This is a genomic window from Streptomyces sp. NPDC088915, from assembly GCF_044749825.1.
GTDB lineage: Bacteria > Actinomycetota > Actinomycetes > Streptomycetales > Streptomycetaceae > Streptomyces.
In genome coordinates, this window is sequence record NZ_JBIVIR010000002.1 from 433,220 (window position 1) to 459,438 (window position 26,219).

Annotated in this window: 20 protein-coding genes; 17 read left to right on the top strand and 3 right to left on the bottom strand. The window is 72.0% G+C overall.

What is annotated here, in order from left to right; all coding sequences use genetic code 11:
- The first annotated feature begins 4 nt into the window (after positions 1-4).
- From rodA to ACIP5O_RS05555, 9 genes are all read left to right on the top strand, one after another.
- Entirely contained in the window at positions 5-1,204 is a 1,200-nt protein-coding gene (rodA, locus tag ACIP5O_RS05515; protein WP_401288893.1) for a rod shape-determining protein RodA, read from the top strand.
- Positions 1,205-1,264: 60 nt separating this feature from the next.
- Positions 1,265-2,770, top strand: a complete 1,506-nt coding sequence (locus ACIP5O_RS05520; protein WP_401288896.1) for a CHAD domain-containing protein — start codon at positions 1,265-1,267, stop codon at positions 2,768-2,770.
- An 86-nt stretch (positions 2,771-2,856) separates the two neighbouring features.
- Entirely contained in the window at positions 2,857-4,785 is a 1,929-nt protein-coding gene (locus ACIP5O_RS05525) for a TIGR03960 family B12-binding radical SAM protein (RefSeq protein WP_401288899.1), read from the top strand.
- Positions 4,786-4,787: 2 nt separating this feature from the next.
- On the top strand, positions 4,788-4,976 hold the full coding sequence (locus tag ACIP5O_RS05530; RefSeq protein WP_401288902.1) for a hypothetical protein: 189 nt from the start codon (positions 4,788-4,790) through the stop codon (positions 4,974-4,976).
- 167 nt (positions 4,977-5,143) lie between these two features.
- On the top strand, positions 5,144-5,353 hold the full coding sequence (locus tag ACIP5O_RS05535) for a hypothetical protein (RefSeq protein WP_062705460.1): 210 nt from the start codon (positions 5,144-5,146) through the stop codon (positions 5,351-5,353).
- The gene (locus tag ACIP5O_RS05540; protein ID WP_401288906.1) at positions 5,337-5,834 is read left to right on the top strand and encodes a DUF6879 family protein; all 498 of its coding nucleotides are present in this window, start codon (positions 5,337-5,339) and stop codon (positions 5,832-5,834) included. The genes ACIP5O_RS05535 and ACIP5O_RS05540 overlap by 17 nt, the downstream gene beginning before the upstream one ends.
- Positions 5,831-6,661 carry a helix-turn-helix domain-containing protein gene (locus tag ACIP5O_RS05545; protein ID WP_401288909.1) on the top strand — a complete coding sequence of 277 codons (831 nt, stop codon included), beginning with the start codon at positions 5,831-5,833 and terminating at the stop codon, positions 6,659-6,661. The genes ACIP5O_RS05540 and ACIP5O_RS05545 overlap by 4 nt, the downstream gene beginning before the upstream one ends.
- A gap of 93 nt (positions 6,662-6,754) precedes the next feature.
- Positions 6,755-6,943: a hypothetical protein gene (locus tag ACIP5O_RS05550; protein WP_401288912.1), complete on the top strand. Its 189-nt coding sequence runs from the start codon at positions 6,755-6,757 to the stop codon at positions 6,941-6,943.
- Positions 6,943-7,146: a hypothetical protein gene (locus ACIP5O_RS05555; RefSeq protein WP_401288915.1), complete on the top strand. Its 204-nt coding sequence runs from the start codon at positions 6,943-6,945 to the stop codon at positions 7,144-7,146. The genes ACIP5O_RS05550 and ACIP5O_RS05555 overlap by 1 nt, the downstream gene beginning before the upstream one ends.
- Positions 7,147-7,326: 180 nt before the next feature.
- On the opposite strand, the gene ACIP5O_RS05560 is transcribed toward ACIP5O_RS05555, so the two are convergent.
- Both ACIP5O_RS05560 and ACIP5O_RS05565 read right to left on the bottom strand, forming a co-directional pair.
- On the bottom strand, positions 7,327-7,911 hold the full coding sequence (locus tag ACIP5O_RS05560) for a recombinase family protein (protein WP_401288918.1): 585 nt from the start codon (positions 7,909-7,911) through the stop codon (positions 7,327-7,329).
- Between the two features lie 1,320 nt (positions 7,912-9,231).
- Positions 9,232-10,806: a recombinase family protein gene (locus tag ACIP5O_RS05565; protein ID WP_401288921.1), complete on the bottom strand. Its 1,575-nt coding sequence runs from the start codon at positions 10,804-10,806 to the stop codon at positions 9,232-9,234.
- A 188-nt stretch (positions 10,807-10,994) separates the two neighbouring features.
- Here ACIP5O_RS05565 and ACIP5O_RS05570 point away from each other — a divergent pair, with 188 nt between their 5' ends.
- The 6 genes from ACIP5O_RS05570 (at position 10,995) to obgE (ending at position 19,857) form a co-directional block, all read left to right on the top strand.
- The gene (locus ACIP5O_RS05570; protein WP_401288924.1) at positions 10,995-12,341 is read left to right on the top strand and encodes a hypothetical protein; all 1,347 of its coding nucleotides are present in this window, start codon (positions 10,995-10,997) and stop codon (positions 12,339-12,341) included.
- A 123-nt stretch (positions 12,342-12,464) separates the two neighbouring features.
- Entirely contained in the window at positions 12,465-13,256 is a 792-nt protein-coding gene (locus ACIP5O_RS05575; RefSeq protein ID WP_401288927.1) for a TIGR03936 family radical SAM-associated protein, read from the top strand.
- Between the two features lie 233 nt (positions 13,257-13,489).
- On the top strand, positions 13,490-17,461 hold the full coding sequence (locus ACIP5O_RS05580) for a ribonuclease E/G (protein ID WP_401288930.1): 3,972 nt from the start codon (positions 13,490-13,492) through the stop codon (positions 17,459-17,461).
- 260 nt (positions 17,462-17,721) lie between these two features.
- Positions 17,722-18,042, top strand: coding sequence for a 50S ribosomal protein L21 (gene rplU, locus ACIP5O_RS05585; protein WP_015033583.1), 321 nt, complete (start codon positions 17,722-17,724; stop codon positions 18,040-18,042).
- 13 nt (positions 18,043-18,055) lie between these two features.
- The gene (rpmA, locus tag ACIP5O_RS05590; RefSeq protein WP_010041940.1) at positions 18,056-18,310 is read left to right on the top strand and encodes a 50S ribosomal protein L27; all 255 of its coding nucleotides are present in this window, start codon (positions 18,056-18,058) and stop codon (positions 18,308-18,310) included.
- A 107-nt stretch (positions 18,311-18,417) separates the two neighbouring features.
- The gene (gene obgE, locus ACIP5O_RS05595) at positions 18,418-19,857 is read left to right on the top strand and encodes a GTPase ObgE (protein ID WP_401288933.1); all 1,440 of its coding nucleotides are present in this window, start codon (positions 18,418-18,420) and stop codon (positions 19,855-19,857) included.
- A gap of 114 nt (positions 19,858-19,971) precedes the next feature.
- Here the strand turns inward: obgE and ACIP5O_RS05600 are convergent, their stop codons facing one another.
- Complete coding sequence (locus ACIP5O_RS05600; RefSeq protein ID WP_401288936.1) at positions 19,972-22,113, bottom strand: PIG-L family deacetylase; 2,142 nt, start codon at positions 22,111-22,113, stop codon at positions 19,972-19,974.
- A gap of 248 nt (positions 22,114-22,361) precedes the next feature.
- Between ACIP5O_RS05600 and ACIP5O_RS05605 the strand changes: the two genes are divergently transcribed.
- Together ACIP5O_RS05605 and ACIP5O_RS05610 are read left to right on the top strand one after the other, a co-directional pair.
- Positions 22,362-23,366 (top strand): hypothetical protein, encoded by a 1,005-nt coding sequence (locus ACIP5O_RS05605; protein ID WP_401288939.1) that lies wholly within the window; start codon positions 22,362-22,364, stop codon positions 23,364-23,366.
- Entirely contained in the window at positions 23,363-26,173 is a 2,811-nt protein-coding gene (locus ACIP5O_RS05610) for a stealth conserved region 3 domain-containing protein (RefSeq protein ID WP_401288942.1), read from the top strand. The genes ACIP5O_RS05605 and ACIP5O_RS05610 overlap by 4 nt, the downstream gene beginning before the upstream one ends.
- Positions 26,174-26,219: the final 46 nt, after the last annotated feature.

Below are 26,219 nucleotides of genomic sequence, written 5' to 3' on the forward strand. Positions count from 1 at the left end.
ACCGATGAGCACACCCCACGGCTTCTCCGTCTCGCGGTACGCCCCCGAGCGCGGCACCCTCGCCCGGCTCACCGCCCGCGACTCCGTGCTGCGCCGGCTCGACTGGCCGATGCTCCTGTCGGCCCTCGCGCTCTCCTTCATCGGGGCGCTGCTCGTGTGGTCCGCCACCCGGGGCCGCACCGAGCTCAACCAGGGCGACCCGTACTACTTCCTCTTCCGGCACGTCCTCAACACCGGCATCGGCCTCGTCCTGATGATCGGCACGGTCTGGCTCGGCCACCGCACCCTGCGCGGCGCCGTGCCGGTCCTCTACGGCATCTCGATCCTGCTGATCCTCGCCGTCCTCACCCCGCTCGGCGCCACCATCAACGGCGCCCACGCGTGGATCGTGATCGGCGGCGGCTTCTCCCTCCAGCCCAGCGAGTTCGTGAAGATCACGATCATCCTGATCATGGCGATGCTGCTCGCCGCCAAGGTCGACGCCGGGGACCAGCTCCACCCCGACCACGGCACCGTCGCCAAGGCCCTGGTCCTGGCCGCCCTCCCCATGGGCATCGTCATGCTGATGCCCGACCTCGGCTCGGTCATGGTGATGGCGGTCATCGTCCTCGGCGTGCTGCTCGCCTCCGGCGCGTCCAACCGCTGGGTCCTCGGCCTGATCGGCGCGGGCGTCCTCGGCGCGGTCCTCGTCACCGCGCTCGGCATGCTCGACGAGTACCAGATCAACCGCTTCGCGGCCTTCGCCAACCCCGACCTCGACCCGGCCGGCGTCGGCTACAACACCAACCAGGCCCGCATCGCCATCGGCTCCGGCGGCGCGCTCGGCGCCGGGCTCTTCAAGGGCTCCCAGACCACCGGCCAGTTCGTGCCCGAACAGCAGACCGACTTCGTGTTCACGGTCGCGGGGGAGGAGCTGGGCTTCGTCGGCGCCGGCCTCATCCTCGTCCTCCTCGGGATCGTCCTCTGGCGCGCCTGCCGGATCGCCCGCGAGACCACCGAGCTCTACGGCACGGTCGTCGCGGCCGGCATCATCGCCTGGTTCGCCTTCCAGTCCTTCGAGAACATCGGCATGACCCTCGGCATCATGCCGGTCGCGGGCCTGCCCCTGCCGTTCGTCTCCTACGGCGGCTCGTCCATGTTCGCGGTGTGGGTGGCCATCGGACTCCTCCAGTCGATCCGCGTCCAGCGCCCGATGACGGCCTGAAACCGGCCTTTCCGCCCCTTCGCCCGCGTACACCGGCCCCTCGGCGGTTAGAAGCGGGGTATGGCCGAGACGAAGCGCGAGATCGAGCGGAAGTACGAAGCCGCGGCGGGAGCCGACGTCCCGGACCTCACCCGGGTCCGGGACGTCGCGACCGTCGTCGACGAGGGCGTCACGGAACTCGACGCCGTCTACCACGACACCCCCGACCTGCGCCTGGCCGCCGACTCGATCACCCTGCGCCGCCGCACCGGCGGCCCGGACGCCGGCTGGCACCTGAAGTTCCCCGTCGCCGCCGGCGTCCGCGACGAGATCAGGGCCCCGCTCTCCGACACCCTCCCGCCCGACCTCGCGGCCCTCCTGCGCTCCCGCGTCCGCGGCGGCGAGGTCGTCCCCGTCGTCCGCCTCCGCTCCGCCCGCGACGTCCGCCGCCTCCTCGACGCCGACGGCGACCTCCTCGCCGAACTCTCCGTCGACACCGTCCACGCCCGGCGCCTCCCCGGCGGACCCCGGGCCTCCTGGACCGAGATCGAGGTCGAGGCCGCCGACGACGCCGACCCCCGCATCCTCGACGCCGTCGAGAAGCGCCTGGGGAAGGCCGGCATCCGCCCCTCCCAAGCCCCCTCCAAACTGGCCAGGGCCCTCGCGGAGACGACCCCGGAGAGCGGGCGTCCCCACGAGCGCCCCGACGCCCCGCCCGGCGAACCCGGCACCGCCGGAGCCGCCGTCCTCGCCTACGTACGCGAACAGGCCGGGGCGATCGTCGCGCTCGACCCCGCCGTCCGCCGCGACCTGCCCGACGCCGTCCACCAGCTCCGCGTCGCCTGCCGCCGCCTGCGCAGCGCCCTCAAGACGTACCGCTCCGTCCTCGACCGCAACGCCACCGGCCCCCTCGGCGACGAACTCAAGTGGCTCGCGGGCGAGCTGGGCGTCGCCCGCGACCAGGAGGTCCTCGCCGCACGGCTGCGCGCCCACCTCGCCGACGTGCCCCGCACCCTGCGCCTCGGCCCCGTCAAGGCCCGGCTGCGGATCTGGGACACCGCCCGCACCGGGGACGCCCGTCACCGGGCCGTCGCCGCCCTCGACTCCGACCGGTACCTCGCCCTCCTCGACCGCCTCGACGCCCTGCTCGCCGACCCGCCCCTGCGCAAGGCCGCCGGCCGCGACGCCGCGAAGGTCCTCGCCCGCGCCGTCCGCAAGGACCACGCCCGGCTCGCCGCCCGCGTCGACCACGCGCTCTCCCTCGCCCCCGGCCACGAGCGCGACCTCGCCCTCCACGAGGCCCGCAAGGCCGCCAAGCGCGCCCGCTACGCCGGCGACGCGGCCCGCCCCACCCTCGGCAAGCCCGCGAAGAAGTTCTCCCGAAGGGTGAAGAAGGTCCAGTCCCTGCTGGGCGAGCACCAGGACGGCGTGGTCACCCGCGCCACCCTCCGCGACCTCGCCACTCAGGCCCACGCTGCCGGCGAGACCGCCTTCACCTGGGGACTCCTGTACGGCAGGGAGGAGGCGGCGGCGGACGCGGCCGAGCGCGCGCTGCCGGAGGTCTGGGCGCGGGCCGTTTCCCTCTGAGTCCGGGGATTCCGGGGCGGCTCGGGGCCGCCGGGCACCGGGGTACGCTTGAGAGTCGCCCCCCTGCCCGCTCACGAAGGTTCGAGATGTCTGCTGCCGAGTCTGTCTTCCCGCAGCTCGAAGCCCTGCTCCCGCACGTGCAGAAGCCGATCCAGTACGTCGGCGGAGAGCTGAACTCCACGGTCAAGCCCTGGGACGAGTGCGACGTCCGCTGGGCGCTGATGTACCCGGACGCGTACGAGGTCGGTCTGCCCAACCAGGGCGTCATGATCCTCTACGAGGTGCTGAACGAGCGCGAGGGCGTCCTCGCCGAGCGCACCTACAGCGTGTGGCCGGACCTCGAAGAGCTGATGCGCGAGCACAAGGTCCCGCAGTTCACGGTCGACAGCCACCGCCCGGTGGGCGCCTTCGACGTGTTCGGCCTGTCCTTCTCCACGGAGCTGGGCTACACCAACATGCTCACCGCGCTCGACCTCGCGGGCATCCCGCTGGAGGCCAAGGACCGCACCGTCGACCACCCCATCGTGCTCGCCGGCGGCCACGCCGCCTTCAACCCCGAGCCGATCGCGGACTTCATCGACGCGGCGGTCATCGGCGACGGCGAGCAGGCCGTCCTCGACATGACCGGGATCATCCGCGCCTGGAAGGCGGAGGGCAGGCCGGGCGGCCGCGAAGAGGTCCTCTTCCGCCTCGCGAGGACCGGGAACGTCTACGTCCCGCGCTTCTACGACGTCGAGTACCTTTCCGACGGCCGCATCGGCCGCGTCGTGCCCAACCGGTCCGGCGTGCCGTGGCGCGTCTCCAAGCACACTGTCATGGACCTCGACGAGTGGCCCTACCCCAAGCAGCCCCTCGTCCCGCTCGCGGAGACCGTCCACGAGCGCATGTCCGTCGAGATCTTCCGCGGCTGCACCCGCGGCTGCCGCTTCTGCCAGGCCGGCATGATCACGCGCCCCGTGCGGGAGCGAAGCATCACCGGCATCGGCGAGATGGTCGAGAAGGGCCTCAAGGCGACGGGCTTCGAGGAGGTCGGCCTCCTCTCCCTCTCCTCGGCGGACCACACCGAGATCGGCGACATCGCCAAGGGCCTCGCGGACCGCTACACCGAGGACAAGGTGGGCCTGTCCCTCCCCTCGACCCGCGTGGACGCCTTCAACGTCGACCTGGCCAACGAGCTGACCAGGAACGGACGCCGCTCCGGCCTCACCTTCGCCCCCGAGGGCGGCTCCGAGCGCATGCGCAAGGTCATCAACAAGATGGTCTCGGAGGAGGACCTCATCCGGACCGTCTCCACCGCGTACGGCAACGGCTGGCGCCAGGTGAAGCTGTACTTCATGTGCGGCCTGCCGACGGAGACCGACGAGGACGTCCTCCAGATCGCCGACATGGCGATGAACGTGATCGCCGAGGGCCGCAAGGTCTCCGGCCAGAACGACATCCGCTGCACCGTCTCCATCGGCGGCTTCGTGCCCAAGCCGCACACCCCCTTCCAGTGGGCCCCGCAGCTCTCGGCCGAGGAGACGGACGAGCGCCTGCGCAAGCTCCGCGACAAGATCCGCGGCGACAAGAAGTACGGGCGCTCGATCGGCTTCCGCTACCACGACGGCAAGCCCGGCATCGTCGAGGGCCTCCTCTCGCGCGGCGACCGGCGCCTCGGCGCCGTCATCCGCGCCGTGTACGAGGACGGCGGCCGCTTCGACGGCTGGCGCGAGCACTTCTCGTACGACCGCTGGATGGCCTGCGCCGAGAAGACGCTCCCCGAGTACGGCGTGGACGTCGCCTGGTACACCACCCGCGAGCGCACCTACGAGGAGGTCCTGCCCTGGGACCACCTGGACTCCGGTCTCGACAAGGACTGGCTCTGGGAGGACTGGCAGGACGCCCTCGACGAGACCGAGGTCGAGGACTGCCGCTGGACGCCGTGCTTCGACTGCGGCGTGTGCCCGCAGATGGACACGGCCATACAAATCGGCCCCACCGGCAAGAAGCTGCTCCCGCTCACGGTCAAGAAGTAGCCGTGGCCAGCGGCGACGCCATCCAGCGGATGGCTGAGGCGCTTGCCGGCATCTCCGAGGCGGACCGCTCCGAAGCCCTCCGTGGCCTCGGAACGAAGGAGCGCGAGCAGGCTTCCCGCCTTGAGCGGCGCACGCCGCTTCCCGGCCCTCGTCGTGACCCGGGCATCGTCTCGGCGGTTGAGTGGGTGTAGGCGTAGAGAGGCGCTCGGACGATCGTGTCCGGCGCCTCTCGGTGCTCCTGGGGGTCCTGTTTATGCGACAACGCGCATAGTCGCGTTTCCGCATGGACGGAGCGCCGGCCTCGCTCGTACGGTCGGTGGCGACCGGCCCGCAGAGGGGTCGTAAGAGGGGGTTCAGCATGGCGCGCGAAGAACTCACACGGCTCACCGGCAACACCAACGGCGGCAACTGCGGACAGGGTGACTGCCCGAACGTCTACCGCACCGCCTCCGGCTCCTTCGTCGTCCAGGGCGACGTGTCCACCGCCTTCACCCCGCCTGCCGGGGAAGGGCTCGTGGAGATCCCCGAGGAAGTCCTGAGGGAGGCCGTCCGTGCTCTTGGATGGTGAAGCCTGGGCGGACAAGTTCGAGACGTTCCAGACCGAAGCCTGGCGGCTGGAGACCTTGCCGCAGTACCTCGTACCGCAGGAAGCGGAAGAGTTCGCCGCCTTCAAGGCGGGGGTCCGTTTCCCCGGACCGTACGAGGACTCCTGGACGGCCATGGTCCGCACCCGCAGTGTGGGCCGCGTCCACATCGTCACCCGGCCCCTCACGGACTACCTGCGGTTCGAGTTCGAGCGGTACTACCAGCACCAGGCCCCGGCCGGGGAAGACATCCGCATCCTCGACATCACCGACCGGCCGAACCCGCTCCCCGACGTCCAGGACTTCTGGATGTTCGACCGCTCCACGGTCGTGCTCATGCACTACCACCCGGACGGTAGGCAGATCAGCCGTGAACTGTACGAGGGCGACCCCGCTCCATTCATCGAGTACCAGCGGATCGCCGTAGAGGCGTCTGTGCCCTTCCTGGAGTACATCCGTACGTGAGTGTCGAACCCGAGGATCTGGGCCAGTCGGGCGAGGAACTGGCGGCTCTGCTGAAGGCCGTACGCAAGCGGTCCGGGCTCACCGGAACCCGGATCGCTGCCCGCTGCACCATGTCCCAGTCCAAGATCAGCCGGATCGAGAACGGCAAGGTGCGACCGTCCCTCATGGACGTGGAACAGTTCCTCCGTGCCTGCGACGCGCCCTCGGCGCTCGTCGCGCAGGTCATGGCGTTGGCCAGGCTGGCGAACACGGAGTGGCAGGGCACCCGGGGCATGCGCCGCAAGGGGCTGGACAAGAAGCAGCTTGAGCTCACCGGCCTCGAAGCGTCCTCGACCGAGTTCCGGTTCTTCCTGCTTTCGATGATCACGGGGCTCCTCTCGACGCCCGAGTACATCCGAGCCAGCCTGGCCCACATCCCCGGCGACCACTCCAAGACGATCGCCAAGAAGCTGGAGCGGCAACAGGTCCTCTACGACCGCTCGAAGCGGTTCACGTTCCTCCTCACCGAGCAGGCCGTCCGCTGGCCTCTCGTCGGCCGCGACGCCCTCGCGGTCCAGACCGACCACCTGGCCTCGCTCACGCACCTCCCGAACGTCCGCCTCGGCGTCATCCTCCTGACCACGTCGACTGGCCCGGCACCGCTCAACACGTTCACGATCTACGACGACCGCATAGCCACCGTGGAGCTGTCGTCAGGGGTCATGGTCTTCCGTGATCCCCGGGACGTGATGGGCCACCTCGAAGAGTTCGGGCGCCTGGAGACGCGGGCCCTGTTCGGCCAGGAAGCACGCACCTTCCTGGGGGAGTGTGCTGACGCCCTCCGGTGATCTTTAGTCCAGGACGCGCATGATCCGCCTACAGCGCCGCCGGTCCGTGAAGGATTCCGCACCGAACGCCAGGCGACAGCGAAAGGTGCGGACATGGCGACGGCACTGGACCGGGTGACGGACGAGTACGGGACCTACGCCCCGAAGGGCTCGACCTGCCTCGTCTGCAAGCAGGAGATCAAACGCCTGGAGCGCGTCCGGCGTGGCTACCTGCGCCCCGAGGGCGACGGGTCGGGCGACATGGCGCCGGTCTACCACCACAGCCCGAAGTGCCCGTCCTGATGGTCACGCGGCAGGACATCGGGCATCTCGTCCAGGACGGACACGGCCGCGCCGGAGTGCTGACGGACGTGATCCCGGACTACGAGGACCCCGCGAAGATGCCCGCCGACCGCAGGAAGCAGCGCATGGCGTTCGTGCGCCCCGAGGGCGGCGGCGTGGAGTGGCTGGCCCTCCCGAACGACTTCAGCCGCTTACAGCCCTGAGACTCCCGCCCCCGCCGTACGGACACCGACACGCGCGGCGGGTGCGGGTCACCAACACGCCAGCGAAGGGAGATCTGTGCTGGCCGCGTCGTTGCGGCTGTCAGACGGCGTCGTGCATCTACGTACGACAACGGCCCCCGCGTAGAGCCGAGGGCCCGCCTGAACTCCTGCGCGCCTGCCTCAGGCGCTCTCTCCGAGGTGCCGGTACAGCGTGGCTCGGGAGATCCCGAGGGCCTTGGCGATCGCGCTGACGCTGTCCCCCTTGGCCTTCCTGGCGCGGGCCACGGTGAGAACGTCCTCGCTCACCACGGACGGCCGGCCGCCGGTACGGCCCTGCGCCTTGGCCGCTTCCAGCCCGGCCCGCGTGCGGTCCTTGATGAGCGACCGCTCGAACTCCGCCATGGCCGCGATGATCTGGAAGAACAGGCGGCCGTCGGCCGACGTGGTGTCGACGGAGGAGAGCGCACCGTCGAGCACGCGGAAACCTATGCCGCGCTCGCGCAGGCCGTCGACGATGGACACAAGGTCGATGAGCGACCGGCCGAGCCGGTCAAGCTTCCACACGCACAGGACGTCGCCCGGTCGGGCGTAGTCCAGTGCGGCCGTCAGTTCCGGCCGGTTGGTGTTCTTGCCGCTGGCCTTGTCCTCGAAGATACGGGTGCACCCTGCACCCGTCAGTGCGTCGCGCTGAAGCTGCGCTTCCTGGTCGTCGGTGGAGACGCGGGCGTATCCGATGAGCCGGCCGGTGGTCGTGTTCGTCGTCATGACACAGACTGTCTCGGAACTCGTCTCAAAAGGTCAAGTCCGAGGCGCGGGTTTCGAGACGGGTTTTGAACAGGACTGCGCCCCCGCGAGGGGCGCTCTACCTCTCGTCTCACAAACCTTGGTTTTCGAGACGGCTGCACTCGGTCACGCTGCGCCATGCTCGACGGCCAGCGGCGCAGAGTGCGGCAACGTCAAGGCGGTGGGGTGTGGCCCCCTGAAGGGTTCTTGCTCGACCGCCATGTCTTAGCAGCCAAGTTTCCGCCACGGTTTCAGGGTCCGTCCGCCCTGACACGGACTGCCACGGCGGGAGCGTATGACCTGGTCACAGCCTTGCCCTGCCCCTACTAGCGGCGACGGAAGCCTGCAAGGAACAGGGCCTTACGGCTGTGGCTGTGGGGCGCGGCAGCGCCCCCTTGGTTTTACTGGCTTGCTCCTGTCGGCCCCTTCCGGGGCCGCACTGCACTGGGCCAAATAGATAAGAGAGCACGCGAACGTTTCCGCAGGTCAAACGCTACGTCGCTACACGCCAGACGTGTTCTGAGTACACGCCCGGCATGTAGTCAGCGGTCCTGATGGAGACGGCAGGGGACCGGCGCACCCTTGCCCTTCTGGAACAGGTGAGGCGGAAGCACAAGGCAGGCGGCCCCCGATCGGGGCGACACAAGGTCCAACTCCTTGGCACGGGCCACCGCGTTGCGAGTGCTCTGGTCGGACAGCGGCTTACCCTCCCTGCCCAGCAGTGCGGCCAAGCGGCCGGGCTCGAAGCCTGCGTGTCCCTGCCTGTCCGCCCATCCGATGGCGGCGAAGTGCACGCGGTAGGCGAGAGGGTGTCCTGGGTTCCGCGCCATGTGCCGGTACTCGTGCTGTGAGACTGCGCCCCACGAGCGGTCATGGCCGAAGCTGATAGCCACCGGTCGCGCCCCCTTCCTGCGGGGCGTGGCCGCAGTCGTGCGTCTCTCCCTCGACGAGGGGTGAGGTGCAGACCTCGCAGGTCCAGACGACTTCGATCGTGATGTTCAAGGGCTGGCGACTCCTGGCGCTGGCCGAGGGCAGCACGGAGCCGCGCCTCAGCGTTGGGTGGAAGTCGCGCAGTACCGTCCTGCGCTTCGGGATGTCCTCGACGTCCCTGCGAGCCCCTCGGGATCGCGGCCCCTCACGGAGTGGCCAGCTCTACCGCCGCTGAACGGCGGGAGCCACGGTGTCCACTCCCAGAAGGAGCGGGAGAGTCTTCCTATCCGGAGCCCGGGCCGGCCGTCAAGCCGGAACACCTTCGGGCGTGGCTGGCCGAGCCGCCCGGAGACCTCCGTCCCTATTCCCTCGTCAGAGCCTTGCGGCGAAGTCGTCGCCCTTGATGACCAGGCGTTCGCGGACGTCGCGCGGGATCTTCAGTCGCAGGTGTACGGACGGGGCGCGTACCCCCTTCACCTTCGTACGGGTCACCTCGCATGTGACGCCCACCCGGCGCAGATCCTCGGCCATGGCCTCCATGCCGCCCGCCTCCCATGCCTCCCGGAAGGTCTTGCCGTTGTGGACGAGGACCCAACGGTCTTGCGTGGTCTCGGGATCGATGGCGTTCAGCTCTTCCGTGAGCTTGTCGAGCGTCTTCTCCGCTCGCTCGCGAGTGAACCGCGTCTTCGAGAAGCGGCCTTCTGGTTCGAGTTCCGCCATGTAGTAGGAGATGGCGTCTTCGAGCCGTTTCACTTCGGCGCGTGCCTCGGCTCCCTTGGCGTACTCCCGGACTTGGACGGGGAAGTCACCGAGGACGCGTAGCACATCGCCTACGAGGACGTCATACACGTCCTGCGGGTTGGGCGCGCCGAGCCCGCCGCCCTTGCACTTGCCACAGCGCAGGTACGTGTAGCTCCGGCCGTTGCTCATGTTCTTCTGCACGGTCATGTTGGTCGAGCAGTCGACGCAGATCAGTACGCCGAGGAACTGCGTGGCTCCGCCCGCCTGCCGGGTGGGCTGGTTCTTGCCCCGGCGATCGAGTGCCGCTTGAAGGGTCTCGAACTCCTCCTCGGTGAAAATCGGAGGGCCGACTCGTATCCGCTTCCCGTCGTTGCCGAGGACGAGCCTGCTCCGTCGCTTCCCGCCCTGCTTGTCCTCCTCGACCCGGTAGCCCATGAGTGCGGGGTTACGAAGGCGTCGGAGAAGAGTCGACGTGGTGAGTCCTGCCGACATGAGGCCGGAGCGGACCAGGCAGAGGGCCATGCGTCGGGCAGAGACGCCCCGGAGTGCCATGCGTCGGGCCCAGTGCAGTGCTTTGTGCGCGCTCGGCTCGATGGCGAGTGCCGGCTTGCCGTCCACCTTCGTCGTGACGTAGCCGTACGTCGGCTTGCCGACGAGCCACGAGTCCTGCGTGCGGGCGTAGTCCCACAGCGACGTCACGCGGGTCGACGTGTTCGCTGCCTCGATCTCGGCGATGCCGCCGATGAGTGTGACCATGATCCGGCCCACGGTCGTGCTGAGGTCGATCGCGTCGTTCTTCGACACGAGGTTCTTCCCGTACCGCTCGCACCACTCGATCACCGTGGACAGGTCCGTCATGCGACGGATGAAGCGGTCGAGCTTCCAGAAGAGCAGAGCATCGAACTCCGGGGCCCGGTTGTTGAGCCACTCTCCGAGTTCCTTCCGCTTCCACGGCGGAACCTTCGTCGCCGACACGTTGAGATCGGAGGCGACGCCGACGACGCGATACCCCTTCTCTCTGGCCAGGAGACGTAGGTCGAGTTCCTGTCGTACCGGTGAGGTGGTGTCCTCTGTAAGTACGGACAGGCGGACGGAGAGAAGCGCGCGCGGAGCGTCCTCGGGGAGCAGAGCCTCCGCCCGCTTCAGGTCCTCCAGGAGGGCCAGGTCCGAGGCGGTCCACTCGCTCTCGATGTCGTACGTCTTCATGGTTGCGGAGCGTACAGGTTGGATGTGGAGCTGTCTTACTACGCCCGCAGATGGACACGCAGATCCAGATCGGCCCCACCGGCAAGAAGCTGCTGCCGCTGACGGTCGTGAAGTAGGAGCAGGGGCATCCGGGCGACGGCCCGGCGCGAGGGGTGAACCCTCCGCCGGGCCGTCGCGTCATGTTCGGCATGAGCATGGAACACCCGACCTCGCCCGCGCTGATCCGGATCCCCGTCCGGATCGTCGTGCTCGTGGCCGTCCTGCCGGTCCGCATGGCCTGGGACGTCCTCGCTGCCGGGGGCCGCCTCCTCGACCGCGCCCTGCTCCGCCCCGCGGGCCGCGCCCTGGAGTGGTTCCTCGAACGCGCGGTGGCCCTCCCGGCGCGGTGGCTGTACCGGTCGGTCCTCACGCCCGCGGGCCGGGGCCTGGCGTGGCTGCTCAGGGCGGTGTTCGTGTGGCCGTGGGCGGGGCTGTGGCGGTACGTGGTCGTGCCCGTCGCCCGGTACGGGATCGCCGTCCCGGCCGCGTGGCTGTACCGCACGCTCCTGCGCCCGGCCGGGCACGGCCTGCTCCGGGCCCTCACGGCGGTGGGGGAGGGGATCGGGTGGTTCCTCCCCCGCCTGGGCCTGGCACTGTTCGTGTGGCCGTGGGTCGGGCTGTGGCGGTACGTCGTGGTGCCCGTCGCCCGGTACGGGATCGCCGTCCCCGCCGTCCGGCTGTACCGCCGGGTCCTCTCCCCGCTCGGCACCGGCTGCTTCTTCCTCCTGGAGAAGCTGCTCCTCGTCCCCCTCGCCGCGCTCTTCCGGTACGTCCTGATCCCCCTGCTCCGGTACGGGATCGCCGTCCCCGCCGTCTGGTTCGACCGGCACGTGCTCGTCCCGCTGGGGCGGGGCCTGGGCCGGTTCTTCCGGCAGGTCGGACGGGGGCTCGGGTGGTTCCTCCCCCGGCTGGGCCTGGCGCTGTTCGTGTGGCCGTGGGTCGGGCTGTGGCGGTACGCGGTCGCGCCCGTCGCCCGGTACGGGATCGCCGCCCCCGCCCTCTGGCTCTGGAACCGGGTCCTCGTGCCCGTCGCCCGGGAGGTGCGGGACGCGCTCGTCCTGTGCTGGCGGGCCGCCGGATTCGTGTCGCGGGCCGTCGGCCGGGGACTGAAGTGGCTCGCGCGGAACCTGGTGGCGCGGCCCCTGGTCCGGGTGTGGTGGGGGCTCCGGTGGTGCGGCCGCAACCTCGTCGTGCGGCCCGTCGCCCGGGTCTGGGCGTCCGTCGTGCGGCCGGCCGGGCGCTGGGTCCGTGACGAGGTCTGGGCCCCCGCCCGCAGGACCGCCGTCGAGGCGGGACGCGCCGCGCGGGAGGTGCTCGCCTCGGCCCGCGCCACCGTCCGGGAGGCCCGCCGGGACGCGTGGCGCGCCCTCGTCGGCGCGGCCCGGCCGGTCGAGCCCCGGGAACCGGCGGCGGCCCGTGCGCGTACTCTGGGTAGTACAACGAACGTCTCCGGCGCGGTGCCCGCCCCCGAGATCTCCCTGCGGAAGCGGGGGTGAACCGGGCGGACCCCCCGAGACGACCCGTACAGCTCGTGGACGGCGCACGCCCGTGCCGCCCCGCAACGAGGAGAAGAACCACTGGGCAAGCGACAGCCCGAAGGCCCGCCGCCCGCACCGGCGGTGCAGCGCATCCGACTGCGCTACACCAAGCGCGGCCGCCTCCGGTTCACCAGCCACCGTGACTTCCAGCGCGCCTTCGAGCGCGCCCTGCGCCGTGCCGAGGTGCCCATGGCGTACTCGGCCGGCTTCACCCCCCACCCCAAGGTGTCGTACGCCAACGCCGCCCCGACGGGCACGGGCTCCGAGGCCGAGTACCTGGAGATCGCCCTCACCGAGGCGCGCGACCCGGCGACCCTGCGGGCCCTGCTCGACGAGTCCCTCCCGGCCGGCCTCGACGTCACCGACGCCGTCGAGGCCCGCACCCCGGGCCTCGCCGACCGGCTCACCGCCTCCGTCTGGGAGCTGCGCCTCGAAGGCGTCGCCCCCGAGGCGGCGGAGAAGGCCGTCGAGGCGTTTCTCGCGGCCGAGACCGTGGAAGTACAGCGCAAGACGAAGAACGGCGTCCGCACCTTCGACACCCGTTCCGCGGTCACCGAGCTGACGGCCGTCCGTTCCCCGGGCGAACCCCGGGAAGATGGGCCGCTGGACAGCGCCTGTGCGATACTGCGGCTGGTTGTTCGGCACGTGACACCTGCCGTACGACCCGACGACGTCCTGTCCGGTCTCCGAGCCGTGGCCGACCTGGCGCCGCCGGTCCCCGCCGCGGTGACCAGGCTGGCGCAGGGGCTCTTCGACGAGGAGTCCGGCACGGTGACCGACCCGCTCGCGCCCGACCGCGAGGCAGTCACGGCCGCTTCACCCACGGCCGCCGCGACCGCCCCGGCGACGGCGCCGGGTACGGGCACCGCGTAGGGAGCGGTCGTCGCAGCGCAGCCCTGGTACTCGGGAGCCACCTGGGTCGGGCCGCGCACTGACCAGAAGACTTTCGCCAGGCCGTCCGCACAGGGCGTACGGAACCGGCGAGCCAGACATACAGCTCCCGTGCGGCGCCCGCGCCCCGGACGGCGGCACCTCGCCCCAGGCGTGACCGTGCCGCCGGACCGGAACCAGGCGCGGCGCCCGGGAGCGTGACGGGAGAACCCCGCATGCCCGAGTCCAACGAAGACACCAACGCCCCCGGTGACAAGCTGCCGCCGCGCCGCAGGCGCCGCGCCGCCTCCCGCCCCGCCGGTCCGCCGGTGACGGGCGAGGCCGCCGAGATCACCGGCACCACCGAGACCCCGGCCGCCGACACGCCCGAGCCCGCCGCCACCGCGCCGGTCACCGAGGCCGCTCCCGAGGCCACCCCGGCCGAGACCGGGGCCGCGCCCGCGCCGCGCACCCGCCGCCGCGCCACCCGCAAGGCGACCGCCCCGGCCGCGGAGACGGCGGAGACCGTCGCTCCCGCCGCCGAGCAGCCGGTCGCGGAGGCCGCGCCCGAGGCCGTCGAGGAGGCCCCCGAGGCCGCTCCGGCGCGCCCGGCCCGCCGCCGCGCCACGCGCAAGGCCACCGCTCCGGCGGCCTCCCCGGCCCCGGCCGACGAGACCGCCGCGCCCGAGACCGCCGCGCCGGTGAGCGCCGCTCCCGCCGCCGAGCAGCCGGTCGCGGAGGCCGCGCCCGAGGCCGTCGAGGAGACCCCCGAGGCCGCCCCGCCGGCCCGTACCCGCCGCCGTGCCACCCGCAAGGCCACCGCCCCGGCCGGCGCGCCCGCCGTCGAGGAGACCGCGGCGCCCGCCGCCGAGCCGGTCGCCGAGACCGCGCCCGAGGCCCCCCCGGTCGAGACCGGGGCCGCGCCCGCGCCGCGCACCCGCCGCCGTGCCACCCGCAAGGCCACCTCCCCCGAGGTGAGCACCGCGTCCGCTCCGGCCGCCGAGGCGCCCGCCGCCGGCGAGTCGCTGCCCGAGGCCGCCGTCGCGCAGATCGCCGCCGACGAGGCCGAGGTCACCGCCGCCGAGACCGCCGCCACGCGCGGCCGCGGCCGCCGCCGCGTCACCTCGCCGCAGTTCACCTCCGAGCCGGCCCCGGCCCGCGAGCCGCGCCGCGCCGCGCGCCCCGCCGTCGCCGTCTTCCAGGCCCCGGTCTTCGCCGAGCCGATGTTCCAGACCCCGGAGACGGCCGCCGCGGCCGCCGCCGCCGTGCCCGCGGAGCCGGAGGCCGAGGAGGTCGACGAGACGGAGGAGACCGTCGAGACGGTCGAGGCCGTGGAGACCCCCGAGCCCGCCGAGCGGACCGAGACCGGCTCCCGTCGCCGTCGCCGCCGCCGCGGCGAGCCCGTCGCCGTCGAGCCCGTCCCGGCCACCGTCGCCGACGAGCCCGAGGTCGAGGCCGCCGCCGACGCGCTCGAAGAGGCCGAGGAGACCGACGAGACGGACGAGTACGAGGACCGTCCCTCCCGCCGCCGTCGCCGGGGCGGCCGCCGTCGCCGTCGCGGCGAGCTCGCCGAGGTCGAGGAGACCGAGGAGGGCGAGGAGCCGCACGCCGAGGACGAGTCCGAGGAGACCGAGGACGGCGAGGAGGAGACCGAGGACGCCGAGGGCCTCGCCGGCGGCTCCAGCAGCTCCCGTCGCCGCCGCCGTCGCCGCCGTCGCAGCGGGGACGCCTCCGCCGACGCCGAGGCGGGCGACGAGGACGGCGTCCGCACGGTCGTCAAGGTCCGCGAGCCCCGCCCGGCCCGCGAGAAGGCCGAGCCCGGCACCGGCGCCGACGAGGTCCAGTCCATCAAGGGCTCGACCCGCCTGGAGGCCAAGAAGCAGCGCCGCCGCGAGGGCCGCGAGCAGGGCCGCCGCCGCGTCCCGATCATCACCGAGGCCGAGTTCCTCGCCCGCCGCGAGGCCGTCGAGCGCGTCATGGTCGTCCGCCAGAACGGCGAGCGCACCCAGATCGGCGTCCTCGAGGACGACGTGCTCGTCGAGCACTACGTCAACAAGGAGCAGGCCACCTCGTACGTCGGCAACGTCTACCTGGGCAAGGTCCAGAACGTCCTGCCGTCCATGGAGGCCGCCTTCGTCGACATCGGCAAGGGCCGCAACGCCGTCCTGTACGCCGGCGAGGTCAACTTCGAGGCGCTCGGCATGGGCCACGGCCCGCGCCGCATCGAGACCGCCCTCAAGTCCGGCCAGTCGGTCCTCGTGCAGGTCACCAAGGACCCGATCGGCCACAAGGGCGCCCGTCTGACCAGCCAGGTCTCCCTGCCGGGCCGCTACCTCGTGTACGTGCCCGAGGGCTCGATGACCGGCATCAGCCGCAAGCTCCCGGACACCGAGCGCGCGCGCCTGAAGACCATCCTCAAGAAGATCGTCCCCGAGGACGCGGGCGTCATCGTGCGCACCGCCGCCGAGGGCGCGAGCGAGGACGAGCTGCGCCGCGACGTCGAGCGCCTCCAGGCGCAGTGGGAGGACATCCAGAAGAAGGCGAAGAGCGGCAACGCCCCGACGCTGCTCTACGGCGAGCCGGACATGACCGTCCGGGTCGTCCGCGACATCTTCAACGAGGACTTCTCCAAGGTCATCGTCAGCGGCGACGACGCGTGGGAGACCATCCACGGGTACGTCGGCCACGTCGCCCCGGACCTGACCGACCGCCTGTCCAAGTGGACGAGCGAGGTCGACGTCTTCGCGACGTACCGGATCGACGAGCAGCTCATGAAGGCGCTCGACCGCAAGGTCTGGCTGCCGTCCGGCGGCTCGCTGGTGATCGACAAGACCGAGGCGATGATCGTCGTCGACGTCAACACCGGCAAGTTCACCGGCCAGGGCGGCAACCTGGAGGAGACCGTCACCAGGAACAACCTGGAGGCGGCCGAGGAGATCGTGCGGCAGCTGCGCCTGCGCGACCTGGGCGGCATCGTCGTCATCGACTTCATCGACATGGTCCTGGAGTCCAACCGCGACCTGGTGCTGCGCCGCCTCCTGGAGTGCCTGGGCCGGGACCGGACCAAGCACCAGGTGGCCGAGGTCACCTCGCTCGGCCTGGTGCAGATGACCCGCAAGCGGGTCGGCCAGGGCCTCCTGGAGTCCTTCTCCGAGACCTGCGTCCACTGCAACGGGCGCGGCGTCATCGTCCACATGGAGCAGCCGACCACCTCCGGCGGCGGTGGCGGCGGCAAGCGCGCGAAGAAGCGCGGGCGCGGCGGCGACGGGCACGCCCACGAGCACGAGCACGCCGAGGCCGTGGAGACCGGCGCCGAGGACGCGGCCCACGAGGCCGAGACCGAGGCCGAGGTCGCGGCGGAGCTGGCCGCCCCGGTGGCCGTGCCGGTGCCGATCGCCCCGGACGAGGAGCTGTACGGCTCCGTCGCCGAGGCGGAGGCGGCCGCCACGCGCGGCCGTGGCCGCCGTCGCGCGACCCGCAGGGTGACCGCCCCGGTCGCCTCGACGCCCGTCGCCCCGACGCCGGTCGCCCCGGCTCCCGTCGTGGAGACCGAGACCGAGATCGAGCCCGAGGCCGTCGTGGCCGAGCCGGTGACCGAGCCGGCCGCCGGCCCGGAGGCCGTCGAGCCCGCGCCCGCTCCCGCGGCGGAGACCGCTTCGGAGGCCGTGGCCGAGGCCGTGGCCGAGGAGCCCGCCGCCCCGGCCCCGCGCGGCCGCCGCCGCGCCACCCGCCGGGTGACCTCCCCGGTCGTCTCGACCACGGAGCCGGCCGAGCCGGTCACCGTCGTGGAGACCGCGACCGAGACCGTCGTGGAACCGGAGCCGGAGCCCGAGGTCGTCGTGGCCGAGGAGTCCGCCCCGGAGCCGGCCGCCGAGCCCGTCGTCGAGGAGGCCCCCGCGGCCGCCCCGCCGCGCGCCCGCCGCCGGGTGGTCCGCAAGGCCACCGCCCCCGCCGGTTCGCCCGCGGGCGCCGAGGAGGCCGCCGTCGTCGTGGTCGCCGCGGCCCCCGCCGCCGAGGAGCCCGAGGCCGAGCCCGCCCCCGCCAAGAAGACGGCGGCGCGCAAGACCACGGCGAAGAAGGCCACGGCCAAGAAGGCCGCCACCAAGAAGACGGCGGCGACCAAGAAGACCGCGGCGAAGAAGACGACCGCCAAGAAGACCACGGCCAAGAAGGCGGCCGAGAAGACCGCCTCCCCGGCCCAGGACTGACCGGCGGGCACGGGCCGCCCCCCTCCGTACGCGACGTGCGGGGAGGGGCGGCCCGCGCCGTCCCGGGCGGATTTGACCCCCCGCGTCGGCCGCCCGTAACCTAGACCGTCGGTGCGTCTGTCGACGCGCCGCGCCTCTGAGCACCTCCCTCCCGCTCGTCGGGAGAGGCCGCTCGTCCGATTCCGGAACGCCGCGGACCCCCGGGTCCGTGCGAGCGGCTGGCTTCAGAGGTTTCGATCCCGAGTGAGAGAGAGATCCGCGTGTACGCCATCGTGCGCAGCGGTGGTCGCCAGCACAAGGTTGCTGTCGGCGACATCGTTGAGGTTGACAAGATTTCCACTGCCAAGGTTGGCGACACGGTCGAGCTCTCGACCCTGCTCGTTGTCGACGGCGACGCCGTGACCAGCGACCCGTGGGTCCTGGCCGGCATCAAGGTCACGGCCGAGGTCGTGGACCACCACAAGGGCGCCAAGATCGACATCCTGCGCTACAAGAACAAGACCGGCTACCGCCGTCGCCAGGGTCACCGTCAGCAGTACACGGCGATCAAGGTCACCGGTATCCCCGCGGCTGCGAAGTAAGAGGGACTGAGACATGGCACACAAGAAGGGCGCATCGTCCACCCGGAACGGGCGCGACTCCAATGCCCAGCGGCTCGGCGTGAAGCGCTTCGGCGGTCAGGTCGTCAACGCGGGTGAGATCCTGGTCCGCCAGCGTGGCACCCACTTCCACCCCGGCGCGGGCGTCGGCCGTGGCGGCGACGACACGCTGTTCGCCCTGCAGGCCGGTTCGGTGCAGTTCGGCACCCACCGTGGCCGCAAGGTCGTGAACATCGTTCCGGTCGCCTGATCGGATCTTTCGCGGAGGCGGACCTCACTTCCCGGCACGGGAAGCGGGTCCGCCTTTCGCGTGTTACCAGATAGACATTCCATACGTAACACCCTGGAGGCACCACCATGACCACCTTCGTGGACCGCGTCGAGCTGCACGTCGCCGCGGGTAACGGAGGCCACGGCTGCGCCTCCGTCCATCGGGAGAAGTTCAAGCCGCTCGGCGGGCCCGACGGCGGCAACGGCGGTCGCGGCGGCGACGTGACCCTGGTCGTCGACCAGTCGGTCACCACCCTCCTCGAGTACCACCACTCCCCGCACCGCAAGGCCACCAACGGCCAGCCCGGCGCCGGCGACAACCGCTCCGGCAAGGACGGCCAGGACCTGGTCCTGACCGTGCCCGACGGCACCGTCGTCCTCGACAAGCAGGGCAACGTCCTCGCGGACCTGGTCGGCCAGGGCACCACCTTCGTCGCGGGCCAGGGCGGCCGCGGCGGCCTCGGCAACGCGGCGCTGTCCTCCGCGCGCCGCAAGGCCCCCGGCTTCGCGCTCCTCGGCGAGCCCGGCGAGGCGCGGGACATCGTCCTGGAGCTCAAGACCGTCGCCGACGTGGCCCTCGTCGGCTACCCGAGCGCCGGCAAGTCCTCGCTGATCTCCGTCCTGTCGGCCGCCAAGCCGAAGATCGCGGACTACCCCTTCACCACCCTCGTCCCGAACCTGGGCGTCGTCACGGCCGGCTCGACCGTCTACACCGTCGCCGACGTCCCCGGCCTGATCCCGGGCGCCAGCCAGGGCCGCGGCCTGGGCCTGGAGTTCCTCCGCCACGTGGAGCGCTGCTCGGTCCTCGTCCACGTCCTGGACACGGCGACCCTGGAGTCCGACCGCGACCCGGTCTCCGACCTCGACGTCATCGAGGAGGAGCTGAGGCAGTACGGCGGCCTCGACGACCGGCCCCGGATCGTCGTCCTCAACAAGATCGACATCCCGGACGGCCAGGACCTCGCGGACATGATCCGCCCGGACCTGGAGGAGCGCGGCTACCAGGTGTACGAGGTCTCCGCCGTGGCCCGCACCGGCCTCAAGGAGCTCTCCTACGCCCTCGCCGGCATCATCGCCGAGGCGCGCGCCGCCAAGCCGAAGGAGGAGGCGACCCGGATCGTCATCCGCCCGAAGGCCGTCGACGACACGGGCTTCACGGTCACGTACGACGAGGCCGAGGAGGTCTACCGGGTGCGCGGCGAGAAGCCGGAGCGCTGGGTCCGCCAGACCGACTTCAACAACGACGAGGCCGTGGGCTACCTGGCCGACCGCCTCAACCGCCTCGGCGTCGAGGACGCGCTGATGAAGGCGGGCGCCCGCGCGGGCGACGGCGTCGCGATCGGCTCCGAGGACAACGCGGTCGTCTTCGACTGGGAGCCCAGCATGATGGCCGGCGCCGAGATGCTCGGCCGCCGCGGCGAGGACCACCGCCTGGAGGCCCCGCGTCCGGCCGCGCAGCGCCGCCGGGACCGGGAGGCCGAGCGCGACGACGCGCAGCGCGAGTACGACGAGTTCGACCCCTTCTAGGCCGACGGGCCGGCCCGGGTTCCGGGCCGGCCGGCCGGGGTTCCGTACGGCGGTACGACGGGAGGGGGTGAGCGGCACGGAGCCGCTCACCCCCTCCCGTTCGCGTGCGGCGGGTCAGCTCGCCCGGACGTCCTCCAGCCGGGTCACGAACGGTCTGGCGTCGAGCCCGACCGCGACCACGGCGGAAGCGCCGTCCGGGGCGGTCACGGCCGCCGGGCTGCCCACGGTGCCGAGGGCCTGCCGGAAGCGTGCGCCGGTCACCCCGCCCCGGGCGATGTCGTACACCAGCTCCTCGCCGGCCGCGGCGGGCACCGCCACGAGCAGGCCGTCGGCGTCCCCTCGCCGTCCGCCGACCAGGGTGACCCGGCCGTAGCCGGACACGGGGGTGTTCGCCACCGTCGTCCAGCGCTTGGGCCGGTCCGCGGCCAGGCGCTCGATCATGACGCGGTCGCTGGTCGCGGGCCGGTAGCCGAGCAGGACGGCCCCGTCCGGCGAGGTGACGGCGGCCGGGGCGTCCCCGGGCCTGGCCACGAAGCGCCGGGAGCCCCTGCCGAGGTCGCCGGAGGGGGAGCGCTGGACCCAGTGCTCCATCCAGGTGTTGGAGGTGGCGAACAGGTGGATGAGGCCCTGGCCGTCCACGGCGGCGGCGAGGCCCTCCTGGACGCGTCCGCCGGGCAGCGTGCGCCAGGCGGGGGACCAGGAGTCGCCCGCCGTGTCGAGGACCCGGGTGCTGATGCCCCGGTCGCCGTTGCGCACGAAGACGTGGACGCGGCCGTCGGAGCCGACCACCGCGGTCGGCGGCCCGGTCAGCCTGCTGCGCCGGGGCTGGACCTCGGGGTTGCCGAGGCCGGTCCAGCCGGCCTCGAAGGCGCCGCCCGGCGTCCGCTGCCGGAGCATGACGATCTCGCGCACGTTGTGCTCCACGGCCCCCTCCAACCGAGAGAAGCGCAGGGCGAAGACCATCAGGCGCCCGTCCGGGGCCTTCACCACGGAGATCGAGGGGGCCAGCGGTCCGCCGCCGAGGTCCTCGGGCGTGCCGGCCTTCCCCGACGGACCGACGGTCCAGCGCGCCAGCCGGGTGCCGAGCACGCCGTACACCGTCAGGGAGCCGTCGGCGCCGGCCACGGCCTGGGGGCCGGCGTTCGGGTAGCGCCGGTGGGTGCTGCGCACCCACCCCTTCTTCGACTTCAGGACCTGGTCGCCGCCGATCGAGTAGTCGCCGCAGCCGGCGGTGTTGCCGCACCGCCAGGAGGGGGCGCCGCCGTAGGCGTTGAGGTAGCGGGTCTTGAGGGCAACGGTCTCCGGGGACAGGTTGTGCGGCCATCGCTGGTTGTAGTAGCCGCGGTACGTCTCGGTCTGGAAGGCCGGGACCCCGGTGCCGCGAGCAGCGCCGTCGGCCCAGGCGGCGAGCGCGCGCCAGGTGAAGAGCGCCGCGGCGGTGTGGTCCGGGTGGTCGGAGTAGCCGGCCTGGTCGCTGCCGCGCGGGTGTCGCCGGTCGTGCACCTGGGCGTCGGGGTCGGGGTCGAGCGTCCGGATCAGGGTGGGACGGTAGCGCCTGAGCAGGGCGACGAGGGCGTCCACGAGTTCCGGGCGGGTGTAGGAGAACCTCTCCGGGACGGGGGATCCGATGCCGGGCTGGGTGGGCAGGCTGACTCCGGCGGTGGCCCACAGGTGCGCCATGTTGACCGGTCGGCCCAAGTCCTCGGCGTGCATCCGCAGGTTGAGGAAGACCAGCTCCACGCGCCTGCCGTCGTGCTCCAGCCGGTTGACCTCGGCCCGCCGCCCGCCCGGCAGCGGTACCGCCGTGCGCTCCCACCCGCCGAACAGGGGGGCCCCGACCATCTCGGCATACGCCTGCCGCAGGCCCTGCTGGCGGGAGGAGACGTACCGGGGGATGTCCGGGGGCGGTGCCGGCAGCTCGGGGGACGAGTTCACCCCGAAGGAACCGCCGTCGGTGAGGTACACCGAGACCACCGGCACACCGCTCGCCAGGGTGCGGACCACGTCGGGGTTCATGAAGAACAGGTCGTCGTCCGGGTGGGCCAGGATCTGCATCACCAGGGTGCGGTCGGTGCTTGAGAAGCGCCTGCGCCGCTCCTGCCCCAGCCGGCGCACGGGGGTGTCGTCCCTCTTCCCCGTGCTCGCCCCGGTGACGGCGCCCGTGTCCGAGGGGGCGACCGGGGCGGGCGGAGGGCCGGACACCGTGCAACCACCCGCGAAGCCCGCGACGACGGTGCCCGCGAGCGATGCCAGCACGGTGCGCCGGGACGGCGTGGGACGGCGAGGTGTGGTCCGACGATCCATGGACTGGTCTTCCCTTTCCGCTTCCATGGGTCGGACGGCGACCCACGGAAAGGAAGAGGGAATGCAAGAGCCCGGGTTTCGAAGATTGAAGTGATCATCATCACACATTTGCCTGAATGTGGGGTGAACTTGCCGAAGAATCCCATCCTTGGCAGCATGCGAGGCTGACCATACGATCTGAACGGAAGCCGGGAACCGCTGTGAGTGACTCACTGCTGCCCTACGCGGTGGGCGCTGCCAAGCGTGCTCGCCGGGTCGCGGTACGAGTGCGCCGCCGGGTCGAACAGCTCCATACTGTTCCGGCCATCGGCGGCGGGCTCCGACCGCGCGCGATGCTCCACCCCCTCCACTTCTCCGTGTCCGGCGGCAAGACCCTCAACTTCGCGGTGACCGTACCCGCTCAGAGCGTCGTCTCCGCCGTCCTCGTCCTCTCGCACGGCGCGAGCCGCGAGCAGATTCCGCTGGAACTCGAACCGCAGCGGGACGGAACGGTCCTGCTGACCGCGACCACCTCGCTGCGTCACGACGGCGGCTCCGAGACCGCCCGGCGCGGGCCGGTGCTGGGCAGCGGTCTCTGGCGCTTGGGTATGGCACTCACGGGACCCGACGGAAGGACGCGCCGTGCCGGGATCGCGGCGGCCTCCGGCCAGGAGGTCCCGGACGGCCCGACCCTGTCGTACTCGCCCTCGCCGAGCAGTGGGGCGGTCTTCCGCATCGTCCGCTCCGTCGACGGGTTCGCGTTGCTGAAGGTCCGCGGGCCCCGCCCCCAGGCCGAACTCACCTCGGTCGACTTGCGCTGGGACCGGATCACCGTCCACGGGCGTCTGATCGGCTCCGCCCGGATCGAGGGGGCCGGACAGGCCGAGGCGGTGAGGCGCCGGAGCGGCCGGCCGCCCGCCACGGCCACGCCCGAGTGGCAGGGCGACCGGTTCACCTTCGACGTGCCCCTCCACGGAATGGGCGGTGCCCGCGGCACGACCCGGTGGGACCTGTACCTGCGGCACGGCGCCGCGCGGCTCCGGATCGCCCGGCGGCTGACCGACGTCCGGTATCCCGGCCAGGTCTACCGCACCCCCTTCCGCATCGTCGCTCTCGACAACGGCTCCCTCATGCGGGTGCACGCCTACGTCACGGCGGCGGGAGCGTTCTCCGTCAGCTGTGCCGATGTCACAGACGCGCCCCGAAGCACCGAGGAAGTCGCATGAAGATCACGTTTCTGCTCACCTGGGGTGACGAGATGGGCGGAACGGAGATGGCCGCCTACACCCAGGCGATCCATCTCGCTCCTCGCCACGACGTCGAGGTCATCAGCGTCTTCAAGACGCGGGAGGAGCCGTTCTTCGCCTCCGCCCGCAAGGTCCCGCGGCGCTACCTGGTGGACCGCACCGGCGCCGTCGGGCGCCCGGTGCGCGACTCCGCGCTGGACACCGAGGCCTGCCGCACGCTGGCCTCCCTGCCCAGTGAGATCATCAAGCCGTCCTGGGAAAGCACCTTCGACCGGCTCTCCGACGTCGAGATGACCAGGGCGCTCGGCTCCCTGGACACCGACGTGCTCGTGACCACGACCCCGGCCCTGATGGCCGCCGCCGCGGAACTCGCGCCCGCCCGGGTCGTCACCGTCCACCAGGAGCACCGCGCCTCCCAGCTCCGCGGCGTCTCCGGCGAGCCCCTCCTCGTCCACGCGCCCCGGATCGACGCCCTCGTCTCCCTCACCGAGCGCACCAACGACTGGTTCGCCGACTCGCTGGGAGACGCCGCGCCCGAACTCGCCGTCATCCCGAACGCGGTCCCCGACGGCTACCGGCCGCGCGCCGACCTGGAGAGCAAGACCATCGTCCTGGCCGCCCGGATGACTCCGGAGAAGCAGCTGGACCACGCCATCCACGCCTTCCACCGGATCTCCGGCGACTTCCCCGACTGGACCCTGCGCATCTTCGGCGACGGCCCCCAGCAGGTGCGGCTGCGCAACCTGGTCGAAGGCCTCGGCGTGCACTCGCGGGTGGAGTTCATGGGCCGCTCCGACCGGATGGAGCAGGAGTGGGCCAAGGCGTCCCTGTGCCTGCTGCCCTCCCGCAACGAAGCCTTCCCGCTGGTCCTCCTGGAGGTCTTCGCCGCGGGCGTGCCGGTGGTCGCGTACGACATCGTCACCGGGCCCGCCGAGATCATCCGGCACGACGTGGACGGCCTCCTGGTCCCCTCCCGTGACATCGACTCGCTCGCCGCGGCCATGTCCCGCCTGATGGCGGACGACGACACGCGCCACGCCTTCGGGAAGGCGGCGCGCGCCGGCGTCAACGAGCGGTTCTCCGGCGAGAAGATCATCGGCCTGTGGGAGGAGCTGTTCGAGCGTCTCGTCGCCCGCCGCGACACCCCCGAGCGCCTCGCCGCCCGTGCCGACCGCGTCGCGCTGCGCATGGCCCGGGGCGGGACGAAGAGCTTCAGCGTCGCCGCTCCCGTGACCCTGCTCGCGAACTCCGCGGACGAGCAGAAGGCGCGCGAGGTGCTGATCCAGGCCCAGAACCGGTCGCTCATCCGCTCCGCCGGCCGTCTCGCCGAGGAGCGGGACGACATCGACGCCTCGACCATGGCGACGATCAACCTGGAGATCACCACCAAGGTCCTGGAGAGTGCCGGCATCCCCTTCGTCCTCACCCGCAAGGACGGCCTCGCGTATCTGCTCGCCGTACCGGTCGAGCACCGTGAGCGCACGCTCCGGGCGCTGGCGGACGAACTTCAGGGCGAGCCCGTCTACGGCGAGCTGGTCACCCCGCGGGGCGCCGCCCCCGGCGCCGTCCTGGCCGAGCGGCTCGGCGGCGTCGGCGACGTCGCCGGAGTGAAGGTGTTCAAGCCGGTGACGAGCGGGAGCCGCACGCTCCGCTACGGCCCGGCGTACGGCTGCACCGTCGAGTTCTGGGAGGAGGACGAGGACGGCTGGCGCAACAGCCCGCGCTCCGCCACCCTCCTCGGCCGTCGGCTGCCCTCCCTGGAGGTCACCGCCGAACTCCAGGTGGACGGGCGTTCCTACCCGACGCTGGAGCAGTTCACCAAGCCGCTGATGTGGGAGGTGGACTTCCCCATCGACGTCGTCTACACCTGGGTGGACGACACCGACCCGGCGTGGCGCGAGCGGCGCGACGCCGTCCGCCGCAAGCTGGGCATCGCGGTGAACGACGCCGACAGCGGCGACGTTCGCTTCCGCAACCGGGACGAGCTGCGCTACTCGCTGCGCTCCCTGCAGATGTTCGCGCCGTGGGTGCGCACCATCTACCTGGTGACGGACGACCAGGCCCCCGAGTGGCTGGACACCGAGGCGGCCGGCATCGAAGTGGTCTCCCACCGGGACATCTTCCCGGACCAGTCGTGGCTGCCCACGTTCAACTCGCACGCCATCGAGTCCCAGCTGCACCGCATCGAGGGACTGTCCGAGCACTTCCTCTACTTCAACGACGACGTGTTCATCGGCCGCTCGCTCTCGCCCTCCTCGTTCTTCCTGAGCAACGGCGTCGCGAAGCTGTTCCGTTCGCCGACCTCCATTCCGCCGAACCCCACGTCGCCGGACGACGAGGGCTACTTCGCCGCCGCCAAGAACAACCGGGACCTGCTGGAGAAGGAGTTCGGGCGGGTCGCCACGCACGGCTTCCTGCACGCCCCGCACCCGCTGCGCCGCAGCGTGCTCGCGGAGATAGCCGAGAGGTTCCCGGAGGAGATCGCGACGACCGCCCGCAATCCGTTCCGGGCCAACACGGACCTGTCGGTCACGTCGTCGCTGCACCACCACTACGGCTACCTGACGGGCAAGTCGGCGCCGTCCGCCATCTCCTGCAGCTACGTCAACGTCGGCAACTACGAGCACCACTCGGTGCTCAGCCGACTGCTGGCCGCCCGGAGCCACGACGTCTTCTGCATCGGGGAGTCCGCGGACGCCGAGGTGCCGGTCGACGAGCAGGACCGTGTGATGCGCGCCTTCCTCAGTGCGTACTTCCCCGTCCGCTCGCGCTTCGAGCGCGACTGACGCCCGGGAGCGCGCGGAAGCGTGAAAGAAGGGGGCTTCCCCGTCC

Excerpts from the sequence above, each read along its gene's own strand:
- rodA (WP_401288893.1), top strand. The coding sequence starts at position 5 with ATGAGCACACCCCACGGCTTCTCCGTCTCGCGGTACGCCCCCGAGCGC.
- ACIP5O_RS05520 (WP_401288896.1), top strand. The coding sequence starts at position 1,265 with ATGGCCGAGACGAAGCGCGAGATCGAGCGGAAGTACGAAGCCGCGGCG.
- ACIP5O_RS05525 (WP_401288899.1), top strand. The coding sequence starts at position 2,857 with ATGTCTGCTGCCGAGTCTGTCTTCCCGCAGCTCGAAGCCCTGCTCCCG.
- ACIP5O_RS05535 (WP_062705460.1), top strand. The coding sequence starts at position 5,144 with ATGGCGCGCGAAGAACTCACACGGCTCACCGGCAACACCAACGGCGGC.
- ACIP5O_RS05550 (WP_401288912.1), top strand. The coding sequence starts at position 6,755 with ATGGCGACGGCACTGGACCGGGTGACGGACGAGTACGGGACCTACGCC.
- ACIP5O_RS05555 (WP_401288915.1), top strand. The coding sequence starts at position 6,943 with ATGGTCACGCGGCAGGACATCGGGCATCTCGTCCAGGACGGACACGGC.
- ACIP5O_RS05560 (WP_401288918.1), bottom strand. The coding sequence starts at position 7,911 with ATGACGACGAACACGACCACCGGCCGGCTCATCGGATACGCCCGCGTC.
- ACIP5O_RS05565 (WP_401288921.1), bottom strand. The coding sequence starts at position 10,806 with ATGAAGACGTACGACATCGAGAGCGAGTGGACCGCCTCGGACCTGGCC.
- ACIP5O_RS05570 (WP_401288924.1), top strand. The coding sequence starts at position 10,995 with ATGAGCATGGAACACCCGACCTCGCCCGCGCTGATCCGGATCCCCGTC.
- ACIP5O_RS05580 (WP_401288930.1), top strand. The coding sequence starts at position 13,490 with ATGCCCGAGTCCAACGAAGACACCAACGCCCCCGGTGACAAGCTGCCG.
- rpmA (WP_010041940.1), top strand. The coding sequence starts at position 18,056 with ATGGCACACAAGAAGGGCGCATCGTCCACCCGGAACGGGCGCGACTCC.
- obgE (WP_401288933.1), top strand. The coding sequence starts at position 18,418 with ATGACCACCTTCGTGGACCGCGTCGAGCTGCACGTCGCCGCGGGTAAC.
- ACIP5O_RS05610 (WP_401288942.1), top strand. The coding sequence starts at position 23,363 with ATGAAGATCACGTTTCTGCTCACCTGGGGTGACGAGATGGGCGGAACG.